The organism is Umezawaea sp. NPDC059074, from assembly GCF_042738955.1.
Classification (GTDB): domain Bacteria; phylum Actinomycetota; class Actinomycetes; order Mycobacteriales; family Pseudonocardiaceae; genus Umezawaea.
Genome location: NZ_JBHYHC010000013.1, coordinates 1 through 22288, shown reverse-complemented (window position 1 = coordinate 22288; position 22288 = coordinate 1). Strand labels below are relative to the sequence as shown.

Genomic DNA, 22288 nt, shown 5'->3' with positions numbered 1-22288 from the left:
GGGGTGAATACTGGGTGGTGATCAGCGAGGCCGTCCACGCGAGGGGTGTCCGATGAGCGAGGGGGACCCGGTCGGCTTACCCGACTTCGGGCCGTACCACGTCCGGGAGTTGCTGGGGCAGGGCGGGATGGGGGTCGTGCACCGCGCGTACGACACGGTGAACGACCGGGTCGTGGCGTTGAAGCGGTTGTCCGGCGCCGATCGCGAGTACCAGGTCCGGTTCCGTCGCGAGTCGCGGATCGTGGCCGGGTTGAAGCACCCGAACGTCGTGCCGGTCAACGACTTCGGTGAGATCGACGGTCAGCTGTACCTGGACATGAAGCTGGTCGAGGGCGTCGACCTGCGCCGCGCGCTGGGGTCCGGGTCGTTGGACCAGGATGCCGTCCTGGGGATCCTGGCGCAGGTCGCGGACGCGCTGGACGCCGCGCACGCCATGGGGTTGGTGCACCGGGACGTGAAGCCGTCGAACGTCCTCGTCGACGGCTCCGGCCACGCCTACCTGGCGGACTTCGGCATCGCGCGCGAGACCTCGTCGGAGGTGACGGTGCTGACGGCGTCCGGCGACCTCATCGGGTCGTGGGACTACCTCGCGCCGGAGCGCCTGTCCGGCGGCGAGGTCGACGGCCGCGCGGACCAGTACTCGTTGGCGTGCGTGCTGTTCGAGTGCCTGACCGGCAGGCTGCCCTACCCCGGCATCGACACGGCGGCGAAGGTCGCCGCGCACCTGCTCCAGCCCGCGCCCGCGCCGTCGCTGTTCGTCCCCACCATCACGCCCGCGCTGGACGCCGTGGTGCTGCGCGGGTTGGCGAAGGCGCCGGGCCGCCGGTTCCCGACGTCGTCGGAGCTGATCGCCGCGGCGCGGGCGGCCGCGTACGCCGGGGTCACCGTGCGGTCGGCCGCGCACACCGCGCCCGGACCGTCGAAGGAGCGCGACCAGGGCAGGCTGGTGCGGGCGATCGTGCGGTCGACGGCGGTCCGCAAGCCGCCGACGCTGGTCATCCCGCACGACCGGCCGCCGACCTGCCCGTACCCCGGCCTGAGCGGGTTCGACCAGGAGGACGGCGACCTGTTCCACGGCCGCGACCACGTGGTCACGGACCTGTTGGTGCGCTTGGCCGAGCAGCTCGACGGCGGCGAGCCCGTGGTGCTCGTGGGGGCGTCCGGGGCGGGCAAGTCGTCGGTGCTGCACGCGGGGCTGCTGCCCGCGCTGGCGCTGGGCGACGGGCCGGGGCAGGGCGGGTGGCCGCAGGTCGTGCTGACGCCGGGCCGCGACCCGATCGTCAACCTCGCCACGGCGTTGGCCGGGCACGGTGACATCGTGGCGGCGGAGTGGGTCCGGGTGCTCCGCGAGAAGCCCGCCGAGTTCGGGTCCGTGTGCGCGCGGGCGCTCGGCGGCGACGGGGTGCGGCCGGTGATCGTGGTCGACCAGTTCGAGGAGCTGTTCACCCACGGGACGTCGGAGGCGGACCGGGTGGCGTTCGCGACGGCGTTGGCGAGCGCGAGCCCGGCACTGGTGGTGCTCGCGGTGCGCGCCGACCTGGTCGACCGGTGCATCGACCTGGCGCCGCTGCTGCCCGCGTTGACCTCGCCGGTGCTGCTGGGCGCGATGGACGCCACGGAACTGCGGCAGGCGATCGTCAGCCCCGCCCGCGACTCCGGGATCGAGGTCGAGCCCGGCCTGCCGGAGCGGCTGATCGCCGACCTCGGCGTGCGCGGCGAGATCGGCTACGACCCCGGCGCCCTGCCCCGGCTCGCGCACGCGCTGCGGGAGTCGTGGAACTACCGCGACGGCGACGTGCTGACGCTGGCGGCGTACCGGCGCGCGGGCGGCATCGACGGCGCCGTGTCCCGTACCGCGGAGGAGATCCACGGCGGACTGGACGACTCCGGGCGGCGGACCCTGCGCACCATCCTGCTGCGGCTGGTGACCGTGTCCGACGACGGCGGTGTCGCCCGGCGGCGGGTCGACCCGGAGGAGGTCGCCGAGTCGGACCAGCGGGGCATCGTGGACGCGCTGATCGCGGCCCGGCTGGTGACCGTGGACGGGTCCGGCGCGCGGTTGAGCCACGAGGCGCTGCTGACGGCGTGGCCGAGGCTGCGGGACTGGATCGACGAGGACCGCGCGGGACTGGTGCAGCACCGCAGGCTCTCCGACTCGGTGCGGGCGTGGGCCGAGTCGGGGCGGCAGGAGGACGACCTCTACCGCGGCGCGCGGCTGGCCGCGTTGACGTCGTGGCTGGACTCGGCGGCGGACCGGGTGCGGCTGAACCCGGTGGAGCAGGACTTCCTGGCCCGTTCCACGGAGGCCGAGCACGCGGGCCACGTGGCCGCGCGCCGCCGGACGACCCGGCTGCGCGGGATGGTGACGGCCCTCAGCCTCCTGCTCGTCGTGGCCGGGATCGCGGGCTTCGTCGCCTACCGGCTGGGCCAGGACGCGCGGGCCGAACGGGACCGGGCGGACGCGGGCAAGCAGCAGAACTTGTCCCGCCAGCTCGCCGCCGAGTCGGCGCTGGCCCGCGGGGTCGACCCGCGCAGGCAGGCGTTGGCGGCGCTCGGCGCGTGGGGCGCTAGCCCGACGGTGGAGGCGCGCAGCGCGGTGCTGGCGGGCGCGTCCGACGGCTACCGGGGGCGGATGACCGGGCACGTCGACGCGGTCACGTCGATCGCGCTGACCCCCGACGGGCAGACCGCCGTCACCGGCGGCCGGGACGGCTCGCTGCGGCTGTGGGACGTGCCGAGCAAGCGGCAGCTCGCCGTGCTCGCCGACGGCGACGGCTGGTACCGGACCGTGTCGCTGCGGGCGGACGGCCGGGTGTTGGCGGCGGTGGACCTGCTGAGCAAGAAGACCCAGCTGTGGGACGTGCCGAAGCGCGAACTGCTCGCCACGGTGCCCGTCCCGTCGGCCGACACGGCGCTCGCGCCGGACGGCAGGACCGTCGCCGTGAACATCGGCAACGCCATCGTCGTGTTCGACACCACGACGCTGGTGGAGCTCACGCGGTTCCCCGTCGGCGTCTCGCTGGCCGTCGTCTACAGCCCGGACGGCTCGCTGATCGCCTCGACCGCGGACAACGACGTCGAGGTGCACCGCGCGGCCGACGGCGCGCCGGTCGCGCGGCTGACGGGGCACACCGACAAGGTCAAGGCGGTGGCGTTCAACAAGGCGGGCACCGCGTTCGCCACGGTGTCCGACGACGCGACGGCCCGGCTGTGGGACACCGGGACGTGGACCACCACGGACACCCTGGACACCGGGGACTCCGCGCTGGCCTCGGTGGCGTTCGACCCCCAGGGCACGGTGCTCGTGACGGGCGGCGTCAGCTCGGCGCTGTCGGTGTGGGAACCGAAGAGCGGCGCCCTGCTGATCCGGTACGCGACCGGGGCGTCGACGATCCTGAGCCTCGCGGTGAGCGCCGACGGGCACACCCTGCTCGGCGCCGACGTCAACGGCACGGTGCGGAAGTGGTCGTACGCCAAGAACGTGCTCGGCGCCCGGCAGAGCCCCGTCCTCGCCACGGCCTACCAGCCGCGCGGGACGCTGCTGGCGACGGCCGACGCCACGGGGATCGTGCGGCTGTGGGACGCCGCCACCGGCGACCAGGTGCGGCAGATGGCCGGGCACCAGGGCGGCACGCTGGACGTCGCGTTCAACGCCGACGGCACGGAACTCGCGACGACGGGGGAGGACGGCGCGGTCGTCGTGTGGACCGTGGCGACCGGGGCCGAGGCGCGGCGGTACTCCTCGCCCGGTTCGGTGTACCTCGCGGTGGCGTTCAGCCCGGACGGCACGCGGATCGCGGTCGGGGGGCGGGCCACCACGGAGTCCACCGAGGACCGCGACGAACTGGTGCTGCTCAAGGCGGACGACCTGTCCGTGGTGAGCCGTCGGGCGACCAGGAAGGAGGAGCGCAACTCGCAGCCGAACGGGATCGAGTCGAACTACCCCACCGGGATCGCGTTCAGTCCCGACGGTCGCACGCTGGCCGTGCCGCTGTCCGGAGGCAAGGTGGCGCTGTGGAACCTGGTGGACACCGGCTCGGCGCTGACGCTGCTGGGAGGCCACGACACGGGCGCGCTCGACGCCGAGTTCTCCCCGGACGGCACGACCCTGGCGACCGGCGGCGTCGACCGGCTGGTGCGGCTGTGGCGGGTGCGGGACGGGCAGCAGGTGGGCCAGCTGACCGGCAGCGACTCGCCGTTGCGGAAGGTGGCGTTCAGCCCGGACGGGAAGACCCTCGCGGCCGCGAGCCAGGACACCGTGCTGCGGCTGTGGGACGTGGCGGCCGGGCAGCCGCTGGCCCGGCTCGACCGGCACTCCGACGACCTCAACGACGTGGCCTTCGACCCGAGCGGCGAGCACGTCGCCAGCGGCGGCGCCGACGGCACCACCCGGATCTGGGACCTGGTCCCGGACCACGGAGTGCGGGTGCTGTGCGGCCTGCTGGACCGCGACACCCTGGTCGACGAGTGGCGCGCGCTGGGACCCGACCGGGGCGATCCGCCCACCTGTCCGAACTGAGCCGGGGAGAGCCATGCCGACGGTCGTCGTCCGGGGAACCGGGGTGGCCTCCGTCGTGCTGCGGCCGGGGCAGTCGCTGCTGTTCGGGCGGGCGCCGCACTTCGCGCTCGACCCGAGCCGTCCGGGGCGGGCCGCGCTGACGCTGCCGGACTGCGCGCCGCACGTGTCGCGGCTCGTGGGCGAGCTGGTGGTCGGCGCGGACACCGTGACGCTGACCTGGCTTGGCGCGGGGGAGGCGCAGCTTTCGGGGCTGTTCGACGCGCCCGGCGGCGCGCGTCGGGTGATCATGACCCGGTCGGTGTCCGCGCTGCTGGACGACGGGGAGAACCAGCTCGCCGTGCTGCTCGGCCGGGTCGCCGAGGACGGCGGACTCGTCGACCTGCTGATCAGCGTCGACGTCGAGCCCACCCGAGCGGAACGCTTTGGCGTGCAAGGGGTTCCGGAGGGCGAGGACACCAGGACCGGGCCGGGGCTGGTCCGGCACGGGCGGGACTGGTTCGTGGCGCTGGCGCTGACCGAGCCGTGGCTCGTCGGCAAGGACGACTACCCGCGACCGCCGTCCAACCGGGAGATCCACGAGCGCGTGCTGGAGTGGCACGGCTACGCGTGGAACCTCCACCGGGCGCAACGGGTCGACGAGGCCATCCGGACCATCTCGGCCATCGCGTTCGGCGGCCGCGACGACCCGTTCCTCGCGCAGCACGCCGGCCGGTTGCAGAACACCCGGTTCGCGGTCGCCCGCCGGGCGGCGGAGACCCGCCTCGTCACGGCCCACGACCTCGCGGAGGTCGAGCGGGCCGCCCGGAACCGGAAACTTCCACCCCCGCAGGCCTCGCCGGGCCACCCCGCCGCTCCCTAGCCTTCGAAGCACGCGAACGACCGCACTCCGGTCGGAAAACCCACTCTCCCACGACGTTCCGCCGTGCCCGGATTCGGCTTCCGGCGTGGCGCCACGCCGTTTTCCGGAAGGACCGCCGCCATGATCCAGCCCCACACCTCCGAACAGTCCGCCGCGTCCGCGCCGGAGCCGCGCGCCAAGAAGAGCAAGGGCATGATCGTCCTGCTCTCCTACCTCACCCTGTCCAACGTCTTCGGGCTGGTGCTCGGGATCGTCGGCTGGGCCGACTGGTCCGACCACGGTTCCCGGTACGACGACATGGAACTACGCGCGGTGGTCTTCGTGACGTTCGCCAGCGTCGTCGCGCTGATCGCCCTCGGCGGCGCCTGGGCCACCCGGCGCTGGGGACCCCGGCTCTACGTCGGCACCGTGTGCCTCAGCCTGGTCATCGGCCTCGTCATCAGCGAGGGCGCGTTCTCGCCGTTGAGCCTGATCGGCGTCGCCTTCGCCGTCGGGCTCTGGCTCAACGCCGAGAGCAACTGGTAGACCGAGCGGGGGTGTGTCCACAACGGACGGAGGGCGCCCCTGCCGCCAGACGAGGACCAGCGCCGCGGCCACGGCCGCGGCGATGCTCCACCCGAGCACCGAGAGCACGAGAGGAAGGGCGGGGCCGCGACCGGCGGCCCCGCCCTTCTCCGTCGCCAGCCGCCGGTACTCCGACGCCTGCCGGTGCGCCGGGTCGATGGCCAGGACGGCGTCGAGGTAGTCGACCGCCCCGTCGAGGTCGTCGGCGAAGTACCGGTCGAGCCCGGTCCGGAAGTCGCGATCCGCCACGCCCAGCGCGCCGCCGATCCCCTTGCCGCGCAACAGGTCCACCAGGGTCGCCGAGGTGGCGGCCAGCGAGTCGCGGCTCACGACTCCCACCACGCGGCCCTGCTCGTCGACCACCGGGCTGCCGTCCATCTGCGGTGTCGTCTTGGCGGTGACCTCGTGGAACGGGCGGTCGCGCAGCACCCGGTGCGCGGCCAGCCGCCCGGCGCGGGCGCTGGGCTCCCGCGTCCGGTCGTCCGGGTCCGGGTAGCCGACGGCCAGCACGGACGTGCCGACCGGCGGCTCGTCGGACCGGACCTCCAGCGCGGGCAGGTGGTCGCGCGGCACCTTGAGCACGGCGACATCGCCGTCCGCGGGCGCGACCAGGTCCACCACGGTGGCCGGGGCGACGTCCCACGTTGGATTCCCGTCGGCGTCGACCTCCGGCCGCTCGACCTCGATCAGCCGGTCGACCGGCCGGTCGCGGACCGCGCCCTCGGCGAGCGCGTGCTCCACCATCGCCTGCTTGGCCTTGACCGGGTCGCCGACCCGGCCGACGCGGGCGAGGTCGGCCAATGCCGCGTCGAACAGCAGCCCCGCGCCGCCCTCGGGTCCGGTGTGGACGCAGTGGCTCGCGGTCGCCACGTACCCGTCCGGGTCGACGACGGCGCCACCGCAGGACCCCTCGACGGTGTAGCCGTCGACCCCGCCGAACACCTCGCCGGTGGTCTTGTCCCGCACCCAGCCGTGCCACTTCACCGTCACCAGCACGATTCCCGAGCGCGCCACGGCCGCCGCGTGCTCCTCCCGGTCTGCGGCCGCGGGCGCCGCGATGGTCAGCACGAGCGCGGCCGCCCCGCACAGCGCCGCCGTCGCGGCCATCAGCCGTACGTCCCGTACGCCGAGGTCCGCACCCAGTGCGAGGTGTAGCCGGTGGAACTGCTCTCCACCACCGTGTCCCCGGAGCAGACGTAGTCGTCGACCTCGTTGAGCGCCGGTTCCGGCTGCCCCGTCCAGGTGCCGATCAGGCCGCGCTGGTCGTAGGAGGCCCAGGTGATGTCGGTGCGGGTCCTGGCGGGGTAGGTGATCGCCCGGTCGGTCGCGGTCCACGTCAGCTCGGAGGTGCCGTTGCCGACCATGCGCACCTCGTTGCCCTGGTAGGTCCCGGTGAGGACGAGGTCGGTCTGCTTCTCGCTCGCCGTCCCGTCCGGTCGGAACTCGAGCACGCGGCCCTTGCCGGTGAACCGGATCTTCGCGACACCGGTGTAGAACTGGATCATGAAGGTCTCGTCGACCGTGCGCCACGAGCCGATCAGGCACAGCGGCGGTCCCGCGGGGCGGGTGGTGGTCGGCAGCGGCGTCGGCGTGACCCGGCTCGTGCCGGAAACGGCCGCACAGCACCGTTCCGGAGCTTTTCGCGACAGCACGGCGGCGGTCGACGGCACGGCCAACCCCACCGCGCCGGAGATGACGGTGATCAACACCGCGACGGCTGATCTGCCCGCTAACCGAGGCGAATCGTTCACCTTTCCAGGCTAGTGAGCCGGGCGCCGCTCCAGTTCACCCGCGAGCCGGAAGTTTCCGGGAATTCACCGCCGACCCGTGCCCCGCAACGACTTCGCTGTCCCAGTGGACGGAAGTTGGTCAGAACGTGGACGGTAACAAAGCCCCTGAGCAGGCGATTCCTGAAGGGGAGAGCCAAACGGAGGTGTCGGCGGTGGGCCATCTGATCGGGATCGACCTGGGGACCACGTGTTCCGCGGCCGCCCGGATCAACGACCGCGGCGTGCCGGAGATCATCCCGAACCGCGAGGGCGAGAGCAGCACGCCGTCGGTGGTGCTGTTCCGGGCGGGCACGACGCTCGTCGGGACGACGGCGGCCCGGTCGGCGGCGTCGGCGCCGCTGGACGTGGCGCGGTACGCGAAGCGGGGCATGGGCGAGTCGGCGTGGCGGTTCGAGACGACGCGCGGGGAGTCGTTCCGGCCGGAGGAGATCTCCGCGATCATCCTCAAGCGCCTCAAGGAGGACGCCGAACGGCACCTCGGCGGTCCCGTGACGGACGCGGTGATCACCGTGCCCGCGCACTTCGACGACGGCGCGCGGCGGGCGACCAAGGACGCGGGGGCCATCGCCGGCCTGACCGTGCGCCGGGTCCTCAACGAGCCTACGGCGGCGGCGCTCGCCTACGGCGTCGACGGCACCGTGCTGGTGTGCGACCTCGGCGGCGGCACGGTCGACGTGACGGCGCTGCGCATCCACGACGGCGACTTCGAGACGTTGGCGACGAGCGGCGACCGCAACCTCGGCGGGCTCGACTGGGACGACGAGCTGATGGCGCTGCTCAACCGCCGGTTCGGGGAGGCGGGCGGGCCGAACCTGTTCGACGACGAGCGCACCGAGGCGGACCTGCGGGACCGGGCCGAGGCGGCGAAGTGGGAGCTGACCAGGGTTCCGGAGACGCGGGTCGTGCTCACGGCGGACGGGGTGACGAGGGAAGTCGACCTCACCAGGGCCGAGTTCGAGGACAGCACGTCCAGGCTGCTGGACCGGGTGGGGGAACTCGCCGAGTCGGTCGTGGGCGACGCGGGGCTGCGGTGGCCGGACGTCGACCGGTTGCTGCTCGCGGGCGGCTCGACCCGGATGCCGATGGTCCGCGAGCTGGTGGAACGCCTGTCCGGCAAGGAGGTCGAGCCGTTCGGCGACCCGGAGGAGGTCGTCGCGCTCGGCGCGGCCGTGCAGGCGCACCTCGTCGACGACGGGCCGTTCGGCCGGGGGATCAGCGTGCGGGACGTGACGTCGCAGGGGCTCGGCGCGCTCGTGCGGTCCGAGACGTCGCAGCGGGTCGAGAACGTGGTCGTCATCCCGCCCAACGCCCGGATCCCGGCGAGGCTGACCACCCGGTTCCGGACCGTCGCCGACGAGACCGAACTCCGGGTGCGGGTGACGCAGGGGTGCGGCGACTACGTGAAGGTCCTCGGCGAGCAGGTGCTGCCGATCCCGCCGCACGCCGCGGGCGCGCTCGTGGACGTGACGTTCGCCTACGACCACGACCAGGCGGTGTCCGTCGGGGGGTGCGAGGGCCCGGTCGACGCGGCGAACATGGACGACCTCGAACGGGACCGCGCCACCGCCAAGATCCGCGCGCTGGAGGTGGGCTGACGTGCGCTTTCCCGAACCCGGTACGGTCGGGCCCATGTACGTGAAGCTGTGCGGCCTGCGCACCGGGGCCGACGTCGAGGTGGCCGTCGACGCGGGCGCGGACGCGATCGGGTTCGTGTTCACCACGAGCGCCAGGCAGGTCGACCTCGACACGGCGAAACGCCTGGTGGCCGCCGTGCCGCCGGAGGTGCTGACGGTCGGCGTCTTCGCGGGCGTGCCTGCCCTGGAAGCGGCCGACCTGGCCGTCGCGGCGGGCGTGGGCGCGATCCAGCTGCACGGCGACTACCCGCGCGAGGCGTTCACCGAGTTGGCCGACCTCCCGGTGAAGCTGATCCGCGCCACCTCCCTCAAGCCGGACACGGACCTCCGCGTCGGCGCCTACGGCGAGGACCTGCTGCTCCTGGACTCCCCGATCCCCGGCTCCGGCCACACGTGGGAGCTCGACACCGACACCCGCCTCGAAGGCCACTGGCTGCTCGCGGGCGGCCTCACGACGACCACCGTTGCCGAGGCGATCAAGCGGACCCGCCCGTGGGGCGTGGACGTGTCCAGCGGCATCGAGTCCAGCAGGGGCGTCAAGGACCACACCCTCATGCGCGCCTTCGTGACAGCCGCCCGCGAAGCCTGACCGGTTCCTCCGCACTTCCTCCACATCCCGCTGGTTGGCTGGGCACATGGCCGACATCGCTTACCTCGACCACGTGGCGACCACACCCGCGGGCCGGTCCTACAAACAGGCCCTGCTCAAGGCCCTCTCCCCGTCCCTCGACCACACCGTCCTGGACGTGGGCTGCGGCCCCGGCACCGACCTCCCCGCCCTGGCGGCCTTGGCGGACACCGTGATCGGCGTGGACCACGACCCGACCATGACCACCGAGGCCACCCGCAGAACAGCGGCACTACCGAACGTCCGCGTCCTCACCGCCGACGCCCACGCCCTCCCCTTGGACGACAACACCATCGACCGCGCCCGCGTGGACCGCGTACTCCAGCACGTGACGTCCCCCCTCGCGGTCCTCACCGAACTCCACCGCGTACTCCGCCCCCACGCCCTGGCCGCCTTGGCCGAACCCGACTGGGAAACCCTCACCACAGACCCGGGCGACCCCGACACCACGAGGGCCTTCACCCGCCACCTCCGCACCGACGTGGTCCGCAACGCCACCATCGGCCGCCAACTACCCCGCCTCTCCGAACAAGCAGGCTTGACGGTCCACTCGGCCACAGCCACCACCCCGGTCTTCCGCGACTTCCCCACGGCAAACCGCCTCTTCGCCCTGACCCGCAACACCACCCGCGCCATCAACGCGGGCCACCTGGACCCCCAGGCCGGCGCCGAGTGGCTGAAAGCCCTGACCACCGGCCCATTCCTGGCTTCGGTGACCCTGCACGTGGTGGTGGTCGGTGTGCCGGGGTGAGCAGCGGAAGGTGACCGGCGTCGGACGTCACCCGACCGGGTTCGTCGTTTCCCCTTGGTCAACTTATGCGACCATTCATCCGATCGAGGTTGCACTGTCGTTCGGTGCCGATCGACGGTGAGACCGACGGGTGGGGGACGAATGCCTCGTGTGCTGATCCAGCCGGTGGCGAACGCCGAGGCCGCGCGGAACCGGAAGAAGACCCTGCACGCGGAGGTCGACTTCAGCGCCCGGAAGTACCTGTCCGCTCTCACCGAGGACGAACGGTCCCGGCTGGAGTTGTTGCACCCCACCGGCAAGGCGCGATTCTGGGGCACCCGCCCGTTCCTCGACGAGGAGATGAGCACGGTCGCCACCGGCGACGTCGTCCTCTTCACGTGGAAGAACCACATCCGGGCCATCGGGGAGCTGGGCGCGAGCTTCCGGAACCAGGCCTTCGCCGACGCCCTCTGGCGCGAGTCGCCGACGGAGGACAGCTTCGTCAACGTCTTCAGCCTGCTCGGGCTCCTCGAGGACGTCGCCATCCCGTACTCGCAGCTCGAGCGGGCGACCGACGGCGCGCTCGTCGGACCGTTCCGGTCCGGGGAACTCGTCGCGGACCCCGTGCTGGTGGACAAGGTGATCAGCGGCCTGGACATCGTGACCGCCAGCTCGGTCGAGGAGGTCCTCGACCAGGAGCGGCGGATCCAGACGCGGCTTGAGGAAGGTCTCGCGGTCGAGTTGGAGAAGACCCACAAGACCAGCACGACGTACCACGCGCCCTCGAGGACCATCTCCGTCCACCGAGGCGAGTCGATCCTGGTGGACGAGTACGCCAAGGCCAACGTCGACGTGTCGTTCAAGAGGTTCGTGTCGCCCGCGGGCATCTCCGACATGTACGTCGCGGACCCGGACGGAGCCGAGATCATCGAGGCGAAGGGCGGCGCGACCCGCGAACGCGTGCGGCAGGCCGTGGCGCAACTCCTGCACTACGCCCAGTGGTGCCCGAACCGGGTCGCCCGGTTGACCGCCCTGTTCCCCCTCCGCCCCGCGGACCAGGACGTGGAGTTCCTGAACAGGCTCGGGATCGACTGCGTCTTCCGCACCGACCAGGCCACCTTCACCAGGGTGGAGGCCTCCGCGGCGCGCCGCGAGCACATGCTGCCGATCTGGAACGACGAGGTCTGATCCCCGCCGTCAGCGTGCTGTGGACGGCCTGTCCAGCAAGGTCCGGATCAGCTTCTCGACGACGTCCGCCTCGGCGACCCGGTTCTGCGACCGGTAGAGGCGCGCGGCGTGGCCGAGCGGTTCTACCGCCTCGTCGCGCCTGCCCAGCAGGACCAGCGAACGGCCCAGCCCCTCGGCGCTCTCCGCGGCCCCGTAGTCGTTGCCGAGCCGCGTCCTCAGCGCCAGCGCCTCCTCGTAGAGTTCGGCGGCCCGTGCGCGCTCGCCGGAGTGGTGCGAGATGTCGCCGAGGCAGTGGAGTGTCGCGGCGTCGCCGTCGAGGTCCCCGTGGAGCTTCGACAGGGTGAGCGACCGCTCGCACAGCCGTCGCGCCTCGCCGTGCTCACCGAGGCGGAAGTGGTAGAGGCCCGCCAGGCTCAGGGCGCGCGCCTCCCACACCGGCGCGCCCGCCAGTTGGAAGAGCGGCCACGCCAGCAGCGCTTGGTGCAGGGCGAGGCGGAAGAGGCCTTGGCGTTCCCACGCGTGGGCCAGGTCCTGACGGGCACGGGCTTGCTCCCGAATGTCCCCCACCTGCTTCCCGAGGTTGAGTGCGGTCGTCAGGTGTCGCACCGCCTCGTCGTGGTGGCCCGCCCTCGAGCAGGCGAAGCCCAGGTAGCGGTGTGCCCTGCCCTCGACGCCGGGGTCGCCCAAGAGCGACGCCGACGCGAGCGCGTCGCGCCAGGTGGCCACGTGGTCGTGGACGTGCCCGCGCCGCCAGTGGAAGGTGTCGAGGGCGAACGCCAGGTTCCACACGCGCGCGTGCCAGCCGTGGCGCACCGCGACCTTCCCCGCCGCGAGCAGGCACGCGTGCTCGGAGTCGAGCCACGCCAACGCTTCCGGGCGGGCCGTGAAGGCGACGGGCGTGCAGCCCGCGTCGGGAGGCTCCAGCGCGGTCCGCTGGCGCTGCGGGTCGAGGCACGCGGAGGCGGCGGCCGCGCTGTGCAGGTGGAAGTCCACCCAACGCCGCTGAGCCCCGGCCAGGTCCGCGTCGGTCTCGACCTCGCCCGCCTTCTCGGCCGCGTACAGGCGGACGAGGTCGTGCAGGCGGAACCGCCGCGGCTCGTGGTTCTCGACCAGGTTCGCGTTCACCAGGCCGCGCAGGAGCCTCGCCGTCTCGTCGGTGTCCAGCCCCGCGAGGCCCGCGGCGGCGTCCCTGGTGATGTCGGGCGAGCCGACCGTTCCCAGCAGCCGGAACAACCGGGCCTCGACGGGCCGCAGCGCCAGGTACGACCACTCGAAGACGGCCCGGAGATCGGAGCGGACGTCGTCGTTGCCCAGCACGTCCAAGCGCCGTCGGGCGTCGCGCAGTTCCGCCGCGAACTCCCCGAGCGGGAAGGTGCTGTGCGCGGCGGCTCGGCCGCCGACGATGCTCAACGCGAGCGGAAGTCCTCCGCTGAGGGCGATCAGGTCCCGGACCGCTTCGGGATCGGCGTCGACGCGGGCGCGGCCGACGTGGCCGACGAGGAGGTCAACGGCTTCCTCGGCCGCCAGGACGTCCAGGGAGATCAGGTGCGCGCCTTGGCCGGTGGCCAACGACACCAGCCTGCGGCGGCTGGTGACGAGGACCGTGCAGGCCGCGCTGCCGGGCAGCAGGGGGACCACCTGGTCCGCGTCCCGCGCGTTGTCCAGCACGATCAGCATCCTGCGTCCGCTGACCGCGCTGCGGTACAGGGCCGCTTGGGCGTCGACGTCGGCGGGGATGGACTCGGGAGGGACGTTCAACGCGTCCAGGAAACCGCGAACCGCGACAGCGGCCGCCATGGGTTTCCCTCCGGGATCGAAGCCGCGGAGGTTGACGTACAACTGGCCGTCGGGGAAGCGGTGGCGATTGCGGTGCGCCCAGTGCAGGGCCAGGCAGGTCTTGCCCACGCCGCCCATTCCGCCGATCGCGGAGATGGCCACGGTCGTGGACCCGTCGGGATCCCGGTCGACCGCCGAGGTGAGCGCGGCCAGTTCGTGGCCGCGGCCCGCGAACGCCCTGGTGGGCGCGGGTAACTGGTGGGGTGCGACGAGATCGGGCCGGTGGTCCGAGTGCAGGTGGACGTCACCGTGGACGGCACCCGCCTGCAGGGACGGGCCCGACGCGCCGTTGACGACGTTCGTCGTCTCCGCGCGCATCGGAGGTAATCGCCGCGGGCGCATCGGCAGCCTTTCGGTGGGCGTCTCTCGCGAGTGCGGTGGTCCGGGTGGGCAGGCGTCCGCCGGGCAGGCGGAAGCCGATCACCCGAGCGCCGCGATGATCCAGATTTAGCAGAAGGAACCGCTTCGCGAGTCCGGATCGGCGAGTTCGTGCCACCGAAGACTTCGGGGCGCGCTACTCCACGGACTTCCCCGCCGCCACGATCGCCTCGTACACGCGGTCCACGTCCGCCTCCGTGGTCCGCCAATTGCTGAACGCCGCCCGCAGCGCGGGCACGCCCCGGAGCACCGTGGGCGTCACGAAGGCCTCCCCGGACGCCGTGATGGCCCGCGCCGTGGCGGCCACGTCGCCCGGTGGGGTGAAGCAGACGACGTTGAGGCTGACCGGGGACAGGAGGGTGTGGCCGGGGGTCGTGGTGAGGCGGGCTGCCAGGTGGTGGGCGTTGGCGATGTTGTTCTCGACGATGGCTCGGTGGCCCTCCGCGCCGTACGCGGTCAGGGTGAACCACGCCGGGAGGGCGCGGAGTCTGCGGCTGCTCTCCGGGGTGAGGTGGAAGAGGTCGCCCGCGGTCGGGGTGGGGAGGTACGGGCCGACGTTCTGGAAGATCGGGAGTTGCAGGGACTGGTGGCGGGTGAACTGGACCGCCGCGTCGTAGGGGACGTTGAGCCACTTGTGCAGGTCCACGCACACCGAGTCGGCTTCCGCCATGCCGTCCACGAGGTGGGCGTGGGCGGGGGACAGGGCGGCGAAGCCGCCGAAGGCGGCGTCCACGTGCAGCCAGAACGGGAACTCGTCGCGGAGGGCGGCGATCGCGCGGAGGTCGTCGAAGTCGACGGTGTTCACCGTGCCCGCGTTGGCCACGACGATGGCGGGCGTGCCGTTCAGCGCCTCCAGCGCACGGCGCAGGTGCACGAGATCCACGGCTTCCCGGTCCTGCTGTACCGGCACGTGGTGGACGTGGTCACGGCCGATGCCCAGCATCGACAGCGCCTTGTACACCGTGGAGTGCGGCGTGCCGGAAAGCACGCGCACCGGGCCCAGCGCCTGCACGCCCGCGTGCGCCACCGAGATGCCCCGCTGCTCGCCCAGCCACTGGCGGCCGAGCGCCAGGCCGACGAAGTTGGACATCGTGGCGCCGGTCACGAACGTGCCGGTGTGCTCGACGCCGAGGCCGAACAACTCCGCCAGCCAGCCGACGGTCTCGCGTTCCAGGTCGACGGCGCTGGAGTCGCTCGCGACGGCGTTCTGGTCGAACGTGCTGGTCAGCCAGTCGCCCGCGAGCGCGGCCGGGGTCGCGCCGCCGGTGACGAACCCCAGGTAGCGCGGTCCCGCGCTGCCGGAGAAGCCCGGTTCCCACCGGCGCGCGAACGTCGCCAGCGCCTCGTCGAACCCGACCCCCGCCACGGGCAGGGGCGACGCCGCCACGGGGGCGGGCGGGTGGGCGACGGGGCGGTCGGCGACGCCCGCCAACGCCTGGTCGGCGAAGCGGTGGACGGTGTCGAGGACGGCGGGGAACGACTCCGGTTCGGGCAGCACGGAACCGACGATAGGACGGGTCGCACGTCGGTGTCGCGGGCCAATCCCCGACAACTGGACCGGTGACCCGAGCCGTTCCAGACGGACAAAGCGGGCGCACGGCGGGGGCTGACCAGCGTCCACGAGGCCGGTCGGGCATCCTTGCCTGGACTTGCCGGACCGGTCAGGTGGTAGGAGATCCATGAGCACCACGCCCGAACTCGTCGTTCCCGAGAGCGTCGACTCGCCGGTCCGGCCGAAGCCGCCCGGCACCCCGCTGGCGCGCTGGCTGCTCGCGAACCGGGTGCAGCCGGTCGGGCCGGAGGCGGACGAGTCGCACGCCGCGCCGCAGTCGTGGTGGAAGGTCATGTGCCTGACCGGGGTCGACTACTTCTCCACGCTGTCCTACCTGCCCGGCATCGCCGCGCTCGCCGCGGGCGCGCTGTCACCGTTGGCGACGCTGCTGATCGTGCTGCTGACGCTGCTGGGCATGCTGCCGATGTACCGCCGCGTGGCGCGGGAGAGCCCGCACGGCCAGGGGTCGGTGGCGATGCTGGAGGACCTGCTGCCGTTCTGGCGCGGCAAGGTGTTCGTGCTGGTGCTGCTGGGTTTCGTGGCGACGTCGTGGATCATCACGATCACCCTGTCGTCGGCCGACGCGACCGTGCACATGCTGGAGAACCCGTTCCTGCCGGGCTTCCTGCACGGGCACGCGGTGCTCATCACGGTGGTGCTGCTGCTGATCCTCGGCGGCGTGTTCCTGCTCGGGTTCAGCGAGGCCGTTGGGGTCGCGATCCCGTTGGTGGGCCTGTTCCTGCTGCTGAACACCGTCGTGGCCGTGGTGGGGCTGGTCGACGTGATCGGCTCGCCGGACGCCGTGTCGCGCTGGCTCGACGCGCTGACCGCGGGCGGCGGGATCGGTGACGTGGTCGGGCCCGCGATCCTCGCGTTCCCGTTGCTGGTGCTGGGGCTCTCCGGGTTCGAGACCGGCGTGAGCATGATGCCGCTGGTCGCCGCGGACGGGAAGACGCCGGAGGAGAAGCTGGAGAGCCGGGTCCGCAACACCCGCAAGCTGCTCACGGTCGCCGCGCTGATCATGTCGGTCTACCTGCTGCTGACCAGCTTCATCACCACCGTCCTCATCCCGGCCGACGCGTTCAAGGAAGGCGGCGAGGCCAACGGCCGCGCGCTCGCCTACCTGGCGCACCAGGAGCTCGGCAACGTCTTCGGCACGCTCTACGACATCAGCAGCATCCTGATCCTGTGGTTCGCGGGCGCGTCGGCGATGGCGGGCCTGATCAACATCGTGCCGCGCTACCTGCCGTCCTACGGCATGGCGCCGGACTGGGGCCGGGCCGTGCGCCCGGTCGTGCTGGTCTACACGGTCATCAGCGTGCTCATCACGATCGCGTTCGGCGCGGACGTCAACGCCCAGGCGGGCGCGTACGCGACCGGCATCCTGGCGATGATGGTGTCCGGCGCGGTCGCCGTGACCATCTCGGCGGTGCGGCGCAAGCAGAAGCGCGCCACGGTCGGGTTCGCCGTGCTGACGCTCGTGCTGCTGTACGCGCTGGCGGAGAACGTCCGCGAGAAGCCGGACGGCATCGCAATCTCCGGCGTGTTCATCCTCGGCATCGTGGTCGTGTCGCTGGTGTCGCGCGTGTCCCGCACGACGGAGCTGCGCGTCGACCGGCTCGAGTTCGACGAGGCCGCGCGCCGGTTCGTGACGGACTCGATCGCGTTCGACGGCGCGCTGAACCTGATCGCGAACCGCAGGCAGGCGGGCGACAAGGCGGAGTACGACGCGAAGGAGACCGAGCAGCGGGCGATGAACCCGGTGCCCGGCAAGGCGGACGTGCTGTTCCTGGAGATCGACGTGGACGACCCGTCGGAGTTCAGCGAGGTCCTGCGCGTGCGCGGGGTCGAGATCGGCGGTCACCGCGTGCTGCGCGCCCACAGCCCGGCCGCCCCGAACGCCATCGCGGCGATCCTGCTGTCGTTGCGCGACACCACGGGCGTGCGCCCGCACTGCTACTTCGAGTGGTCCGAGGGCAGCCCGCTCGGCCACCTGTTCCGCTACCTGATCCTCGGCCGCGGCGACACGGCCCCGGTCGTGCGCGAGGTGCTGCGCAAGAGCGACGACGACCCGGCCCGCCGCCCCGGCATCCACGTGGGCGGCTGAAAACCCTTGCGCGGCAGGGCCTAGGACGCGAAGAACTCCACCAGCAGCCGGTTGACCTCGGCGGGCTGCTCCAGGTAGCCGAGGTGGCCCGCGTCGGCGACCTCGGTGTAGCGCGAGCCGGGGATGGCGGCGGCGACCTCGCGGGCCAGGTGCGGCGGCAGCGTGCGGTCGTCGGTGAAGCCGATCACCAGGCACGGCACGGTGATCCGCCGGTACTCGGCGAGGCGGTCGGTGAAGTCGTTGAGCGCCATCTGGGCCCGCGTGCCCGCGCCGACGGAGGAGCCGCCGAACTCGAACAGGTCGAGCCAGTCCCGCGCCCGCACGGGGTCGACGAGCGTGGCGGGGGACAGGTAGCGCAGCGCGGTGATCGCCGCGTGGAACTTGGCGGGCAGCTTCACGCCCGCGTCGTGCAGTTCCCGTTCCCCCAACGACAACGAGTCGCGCACCGGGTCCGGGCGGCCGTAGGTGGCCAGCAGCGCCGCGTGCGACACGAGGTCCGGCCGCGCCAGCGCCAGCTCCTGCGTCACGCGCGCGCCGAGCGACGTGCCCGCGACCCTCGCCGGGCCGCCGCCGAGGTGCTCGATGAGCGCCGCGGTGTCGCCGACCATGTCCGCGACGGTGAACCCGCCCGCGCACTCGTCGGTCGGCGGGATGCCGCGGTTGTCGAACGTCGCGACCCGGTACCCCGCGGCGACCAGCGCGGGCACCTGGTGCGCGCGCCACACCCCGCCGGGGCTGCCGGTGCCCATCACCAGGACGACGAGCTCGCCCTCCCCGGCGACCTGGTAGTTGACGGTGATCCCGTTGAGCGGCGCGGACGGCATGCCAAATGCTTACGGCAGCGTCGTCGGCGATGTCAACGCGCCCTGCGGCGGCCCGGATGAGACTTCGGCAACCCCACCGCGGTTGCGGTTACGGTGGGAGGACACCGAGCGAGGGGGTTCGATGGCGAAGAACGGTCCGACCTACGACCGGCGCGAGCAGTACGAGCAGATCGTGAGCGGTCTGCTGGACGGCGAACGGGTCATCGCGGTCTACGACGCCATCGGCACGGGCACCGGGTTCATCGGCATCACCGACCTGCGGGTGATCATCCAGGACAAGTCGTTCATCGGGAAGAAGACCGCGCTGGTCTCGGTGCCGTACTCGAAGATCAGCAGCGTCGCCGTGGTGTCGAACAAGAGCTGGGGCGGCAGCTTCTTCAGCACGTCCGCCATCGCCGTCACGGCGGGCACCCACGTGCACGAGATCGAGTTCCGCGGCTCGGAGAAGGCCCACCACGTGCACAACGTCGTGCTCTGGCACATCACCCGCTAGCTAGGCTGGACGGCATGGGAGACCGCCGCGCCATCCTGTCCGGGTCCACGTTCGAGGAGCAGATCGGCTACGCGCGCGCCGTCGTGGACGGCGACTGGGTGCACGTCTCCGGCACGACCGGCTTCGACTACACCACGATGACCATCGCCGACGACGTCGTCGAGCAGGCCGAGCAGTGCCTGAGGAACATCGCCGCGGCCCTCACCGAGGCCGACTGCACGTTCGCCGACGTCGTCCGCGTCCGCTACCTGCTCCCGGACCCGGCCGACTTCGAACCGTGCTGGCCCGCCCTGCGCCGCACGTTCGCGGACGTCCGCCCGGCCGCCACGATGATGTCCGTCGGCCTGGCCGACCCCCGGATGCGCATCGAGATCGAGGTCACCGCCCGCAAGCGCTAGCGCGGCCCGCGAGCCGCCCACTCGATGGCGGGGCAGTGGTCCATCACCATGGACAGCCCCGCCGCACGGGCCCGCTCGAACGCCAGTTCGTCGATCACGTCGAGCTGGAACCACACCGCTTTCGCCCCGATCGCGATGGCCTCGTCGACGAACGCGCCCGCGCTGTTCGACCGCCGGAACACGTCCACGCAGTCGACCGGGAACGGGATGTCCGCCAGCGTCGCGTAGCCCTGCTCGCCGTGCACGGTCGCCGCGCTCGGGTGCACCGGCACCACGCGCTTCCCGTGCTGCTGGAGGAAACGCGCCACCCCGTACGCCGCGCGCGACGGGTTGTCGCCCAGTCCGACGACCGCCCACGTCTCGCACTTCGCGAGCACCTCGCGGATGGTGTCCGGGTCGCCCCACGGTTCGTTCGTCATCCATCGATCGTACGTCTCGGCCGAGTGTGAACATTTAATGAAACACTTTCGCATTCGTCTCGGGTGCGTGATCCTGGCGGCACCCTGCCCCGCCGCGAAGCCTCCGAGAGGACCTTCCATGCGCGTCTTCCGCTCAGCCGTCGCCGCCACCCTGCTGGCCGGCCTGATCGTCCCCACGGCCAGAGCCGACGTCCCCGCACAAGGTCAGTACTACCTGCAAAGCGTCACCACGGGCCTCAACGCCGCCGTCACCGGCGACTCCGTCGACCAGCACCGCCCGAAGGGCAACGAGGACCACCAGCAGTGGACCCTGCGTTCCGACGGCCGCCTGGAGGAAGGCGGCCGCTGCCTGGGCCGCTCCGGCGACCAAGCCGCGATGCGCGCCTGCGACAGCGCCGACACCACCTGGGAGATCACCGCAGACGGCGACCGCGTACGCCTCAAGGCCCCAGGCACAGACCGCTACCTCAAACCCGCCACCCCGCTGGCAATCGGCACGGGCGCAGACCAGTGGTACCTGACCCCCGTCACGCCACCCCGCCTACCCGCCCTGCCGGACGGCCAACGCACCCTCGACCAGGTCACGTTCCTCACCACCCACAACGCCTACGCGAACGGCGTGGACGGCGGCTTCGCACCCCCGTTCGTGAACCTGTTCCCCAACCAGGCCCGCGGCATCACCCAACAGCTCACCGACGGCGTACGCGGCTTCATGCTCGACATCCACCAGACCGGGGACGGCGCGATCCTCTGCCACAACAGCTGCACCCTGGTCAGCAAGCCCGTGGCGCTGTGGGTGGACATCCAGCGCATCGTGGACTTCCTCAACACCAACAGGTCCGAGTTCGTCACGGTCTTCCTCGAGGACTACGTCTCAGCCGACGTCCTCCGCGCAGAACTGGCCCGCGTCAACGGCCTCCAGAACGTCCTCTACCGCCCCGACCAGACCGGCGTCCGCCAGAACGGCTGGCCCACCATGGACGACCTGCGTTCACGCAACCAACGCCTGCTCATCTTCACCGACCACTCCCCGGACGGCCGTGACAGCTCAGGTGTCCAGTACCAACGCGACTGGACCGTGGAGAACTACTGGTCCATGGGCTCGGGCGTGGGCGCCTCCGACTGGTCCTGCTACAGCAGGTGGAGCGACATCCCGTTGTCCCGCACCGAGTCCGCGTTCCGCCCCCTGTTCGTGATGAACCACTTCCGCGACGTCCCCATGACCGGCACCGTCACGGACGACAACACCAAGCTCACCAACCGCGCCCAACGCTTCTGCGAACCGGCGGCCCGCAAGAAGCCCACGTTCCTGGCGGTGGACCACTACCACCTGGGCAACCCCAGGGCGGCAGTGGACACCCTCAACACCTACCGCTACTGAGGCAACCCGCATCCGGGCGCGGACAGCACGAACACGCTGTCCGCGCCCACGCAAGGCACGGCAAGCGCGATCTGCTGCCCGTACCCAATCCCCCGCCGCACGGAAACAGCCCCGTTCTCATCCACTTCACAGGGGTTGTTCTGCGTACACCGCTTCCCGTTCTCATTCACGGTGTTGTTCACCCCCACCACCTTGCCGGAGGCGGCATCCACGATCGGCGACCCGGAAGTACCACCGATCGTGTCGCAAGGCGCGCTGTACCGAATAGAATCAACCCAGGTCCAGGCACCTTCACGCAACTCGTGCGCGATCCCGTCAAGCTTGCACGAGTACAACCGCTTCCAATACCCGGACACGACCCGAATGTCCGCCCCCACCCCAGCACGCCGCCCGGACAACTCCAAAGCCTTACCCCCCAACGCCTCCACCTGCGCGTAGGTCTGATCAAGCCGGTAGAACGACACGTCAGTGACGGTCATCGTCGCGTAAGCGACAGACACAGCCCGCAACGTCCCCAACGTCCCCTTACCGCTGGAGTCGAGCAACGTGAACGTCCGATCACTGGGCTGATCAACAACAACCTCACCAGCAGCCATCAACTTCACACAGTGCCCGTTCGACATCACCAACGCCGCATCCCCAGGCTTGGCCCCAGGTGTTCGCACCACAGCCCCAGAACACCCACTCAACGCAACAGTCCCGGTGAAGTCCACCCCCACCACAGCATCAGCAGGCACAGCAACCAAAGCCAAGCCCAACACGACACCAGAAACGACACCCAACACCCGCTTGATCATCAAAGCATCAAACCAGCACCAACCCACTCCCATCGACCGAACCGGTTAGCTCGATCGGGCTATCTCTACCCACACCGCACGAGACCAGACCAAATATCTTCCGGCCCCCGGCCGGCACTCGCACCGGGACCAACCGCACCATGCCGGCAGGTTCTTTTAACCCCCACCCCGGCCGGCCCCCGGTTGTTTTT

At 71.7% G+C, this 22288-nt stretch carries 17 protein-coding genes; 10 read left to right on the top strand and 7 right to left on the bottom strand.

The annotated features are described in order from the left end of the window. Window positions 1-52: 52 nt before the first annotated feature. Both ACFWW9_RS09145 and ACFWW9_RS09140 read left to right on the top strand, forming a co-directional pair. Entirely contained in the window at window positions 53-4519 is a 4467-nt protein-coding gene (locus ACFWW9_RS09145; protein ID WP_390373674.1) for a WD40 repeat domain-containing serine/threonine protein kinase, read from the top strand. Between the two features lie 13 nt (window positions 4520-4532). Further along, a complete protein-coding gene (locus ACFWW9_RS09140) occupies window positions 4533-5378 on the top strand; it encodes a hypothetical protein (protein WP_390373671.1) in 846 nt (281 codons plus the stop codon). Window positions 5379-5681: 303 nt separating this feature from the next. Here the strand turns inward: ACFWW9_RS09140 and ACFWW9_RS09135 are convergent, their stop codons facing one another. Further along, window positions 5682-7049, bottom strand: coding sequence for a serine protease (locus ACFWW9_RS09135; protein ID WP_390373668.1), 1368 nt, complete (start codon window positions 7047-7049; stop codon window positions 5682-5684). Further along, on the bottom strand, window positions 7049-7693 hold the full coding sequence (locus ACFWW9_RS09130) for a hypothetical protein (RefSeq protein ID WP_390373665.1): 645 nt from the start codon (window positions 7691-7693) through the stop codon (window positions 7049-7051). The genes ACFWW9_RS09135 and ACFWW9_RS09130 overlap by 1 nt, the downstream gene beginning before the upstream one ends. A 191-nt stretch (window positions 7694-7884) precedes the next feature. Here ACFWW9_RS09130 and ACFWW9_RS09125 point away from each other — a divergent pair, with 191 nt between their 5' ends. From ACFWW9_RS09125 to ACFWW9_RS09110, 4 genes are all read left to right on the top strand, one after another. Further along, window positions 7885-9327 (top strand): Hsp70 family protein, encoded by a 1443-nt coding sequence (locus ACFWW9_RS09125; protein WP_390373662.1) that lies wholly within the window; start codon window positions 7885-7887, stop codon window positions 9325-9327. Between the two features lie 34 nt (window positions 9328-9361). Further along, window positions 9362-9955, top strand: coding sequence for a phosphoribosylanthranilate isomerase (locus tag ACFWW9_RS09120; RefSeq protein ID WP_390373659.1), 594 nt, complete (start codon window positions 9362-9364; stop codon window positions 9953-9955). A 46-nt stretch (window positions 9956-10001) separates the two neighbouring features. After that, the gene (locus ACFWW9_RS09115) at window positions 10002-10745 is read left to right on the top strand and encodes a methyltransferase domain-containing protein (protein ID WP_390373656.1); all 744 of its coding nucleotides are present in this window, start codon (window positions 10002-10004) and stop codon (window positions 10743-10745) included. A gap of 141 nt (window positions 10746-10886) precedes the next feature. Then, entirely contained in the window at window positions 10887-11912 is a 1026-nt protein-coding gene (locus tag ACFWW9_RS09110; protein WP_390373653.1) for a hypothetical protein, read from the top strand. A gap of 9 nt (window positions 11913-11921) precedes the next feature. On the opposite strand, the gene ACFWW9_RS09105 is transcribed toward ACFWW9_RS09110, so the two are convergent. Then, window positions 11922-14066, bottom strand: coding sequence for an ATP-binding protein (locus ACFWW9_RS09105; RefSeq protein ID WP_390373650.1), 2145 nt, complete (start codon window positions 14064-14066; stop codon window positions 11922-11924). 196 nt (window positions 14067-14262) lie between these two features. Then, a complete protein-coding gene (locus ACFWW9_RS09100; RefSeq protein ID WP_390373647.1) occupies window positions 14263-15624 on the bottom strand; it encodes a pyridoxal phosphate-dependent decarboxylase family protein in 1362 nt (453 codons plus the stop codon). Window positions 15625-15805: 181 nt separating this feature from the next. Here ACFWW9_RS09100 and ACFWW9_RS09095 point away from each other — a divergent pair, with 181 nt between their 5' ends. Then, the gene (locus ACFWW9_RS09095) at window positions 15806-17785 is read left to right on the top strand and encodes an amino acid transporter (RefSeq protein ID WP_390373644.1); all 1980 of its coding nucleotides are present in this window, start codon (window positions 15806-15808) and stop codon (window positions 17783-17785) included. A 20-nt stretch (window positions 17786-17805) separates the two neighbouring features. On the opposite strand, the gene ACFWW9_RS09090 is transcribed toward ACFWW9_RS09095, so the two are convergent. Then, window positions 17806-18609, bottom strand: a complete 804-nt coding sequence (locus ACFWW9_RS09090) for an alpha/beta fold hydrolase (RefSeq protein WP_390373641.1) — start codon at window positions 18607-18609, stop codon at window positions 17806-17808. A gap of 121 nt (window positions 18610-18730) precedes the next feature. On the opposite strand from ACFWW9_RS09090, the gene ACFWW9_RS09085 reads away from it, so the two are divergent. Further along, a complete protein-coding gene (locus ACFWW9_RS09085; protein WP_390373638.1) occupies window positions 18731-19102 on the top strand; it encodes a PH domain-containing protein in 372 nt (123 codons plus the stop codon). Window positions 19103-19116: 14 nt separating this feature from the next. Then, window positions 19117-19500, top strand: coding sequence for a RidA family protein (locus ACFWW9_RS09080; protein WP_390373635.1), 384 nt, complete (start codon window positions 19117-19119; stop codon window positions 19498-19500). On the opposite strand, the gene ACFWW9_RS09075 is transcribed toward ACFWW9_RS09080, so the two are convergent. After that, window positions 19497-19919 (bottom strand): CoA-binding protein, encoded by a 423-nt coding sequence (locus ACFWW9_RS09075; RefSeq protein ID WP_390373632.1) that lies wholly within the window; start codon window positions 19917-19919, stop codon window positions 19497-19499. The two genes, ACFWW9_RS09080 and ACFWW9_RS09075, sit on opposite strands and share 4 nt — an antisense overlap. 118 nt (window positions 19920-20037) lie before the next feature. Here ACFWW9_RS09075 and ACFWW9_RS09070 point away from each other — a divergent pair, with 118 nt between their 5' ends. Then, complete coding sequence (locus ACFWW9_RS09070; RefSeq protein ID WP_390373629.1) at window positions 20038-21300, top strand: phospholipase; 1263 nt, start codon at window positions 20038-20040, stop codon at window positions 21298-21300. Here the strand turns inward: ACFWW9_RS09070 and ACFWW9_RS09065 are convergent. After that, a complete protein-coding gene (locus tag ACFWW9_RS09065) occupies window positions 21294-22097 on the bottom strand; it encodes a serine protease (protein ID WP_390373626.1) in 804 nt (267 codons plus the stop codon). The genes ACFWW9_RS09070 and ACFWW9_RS09065 overlap by 7 nt on opposite strands. Window positions 22098-22288: the final 191 nt, after the last annotated feature.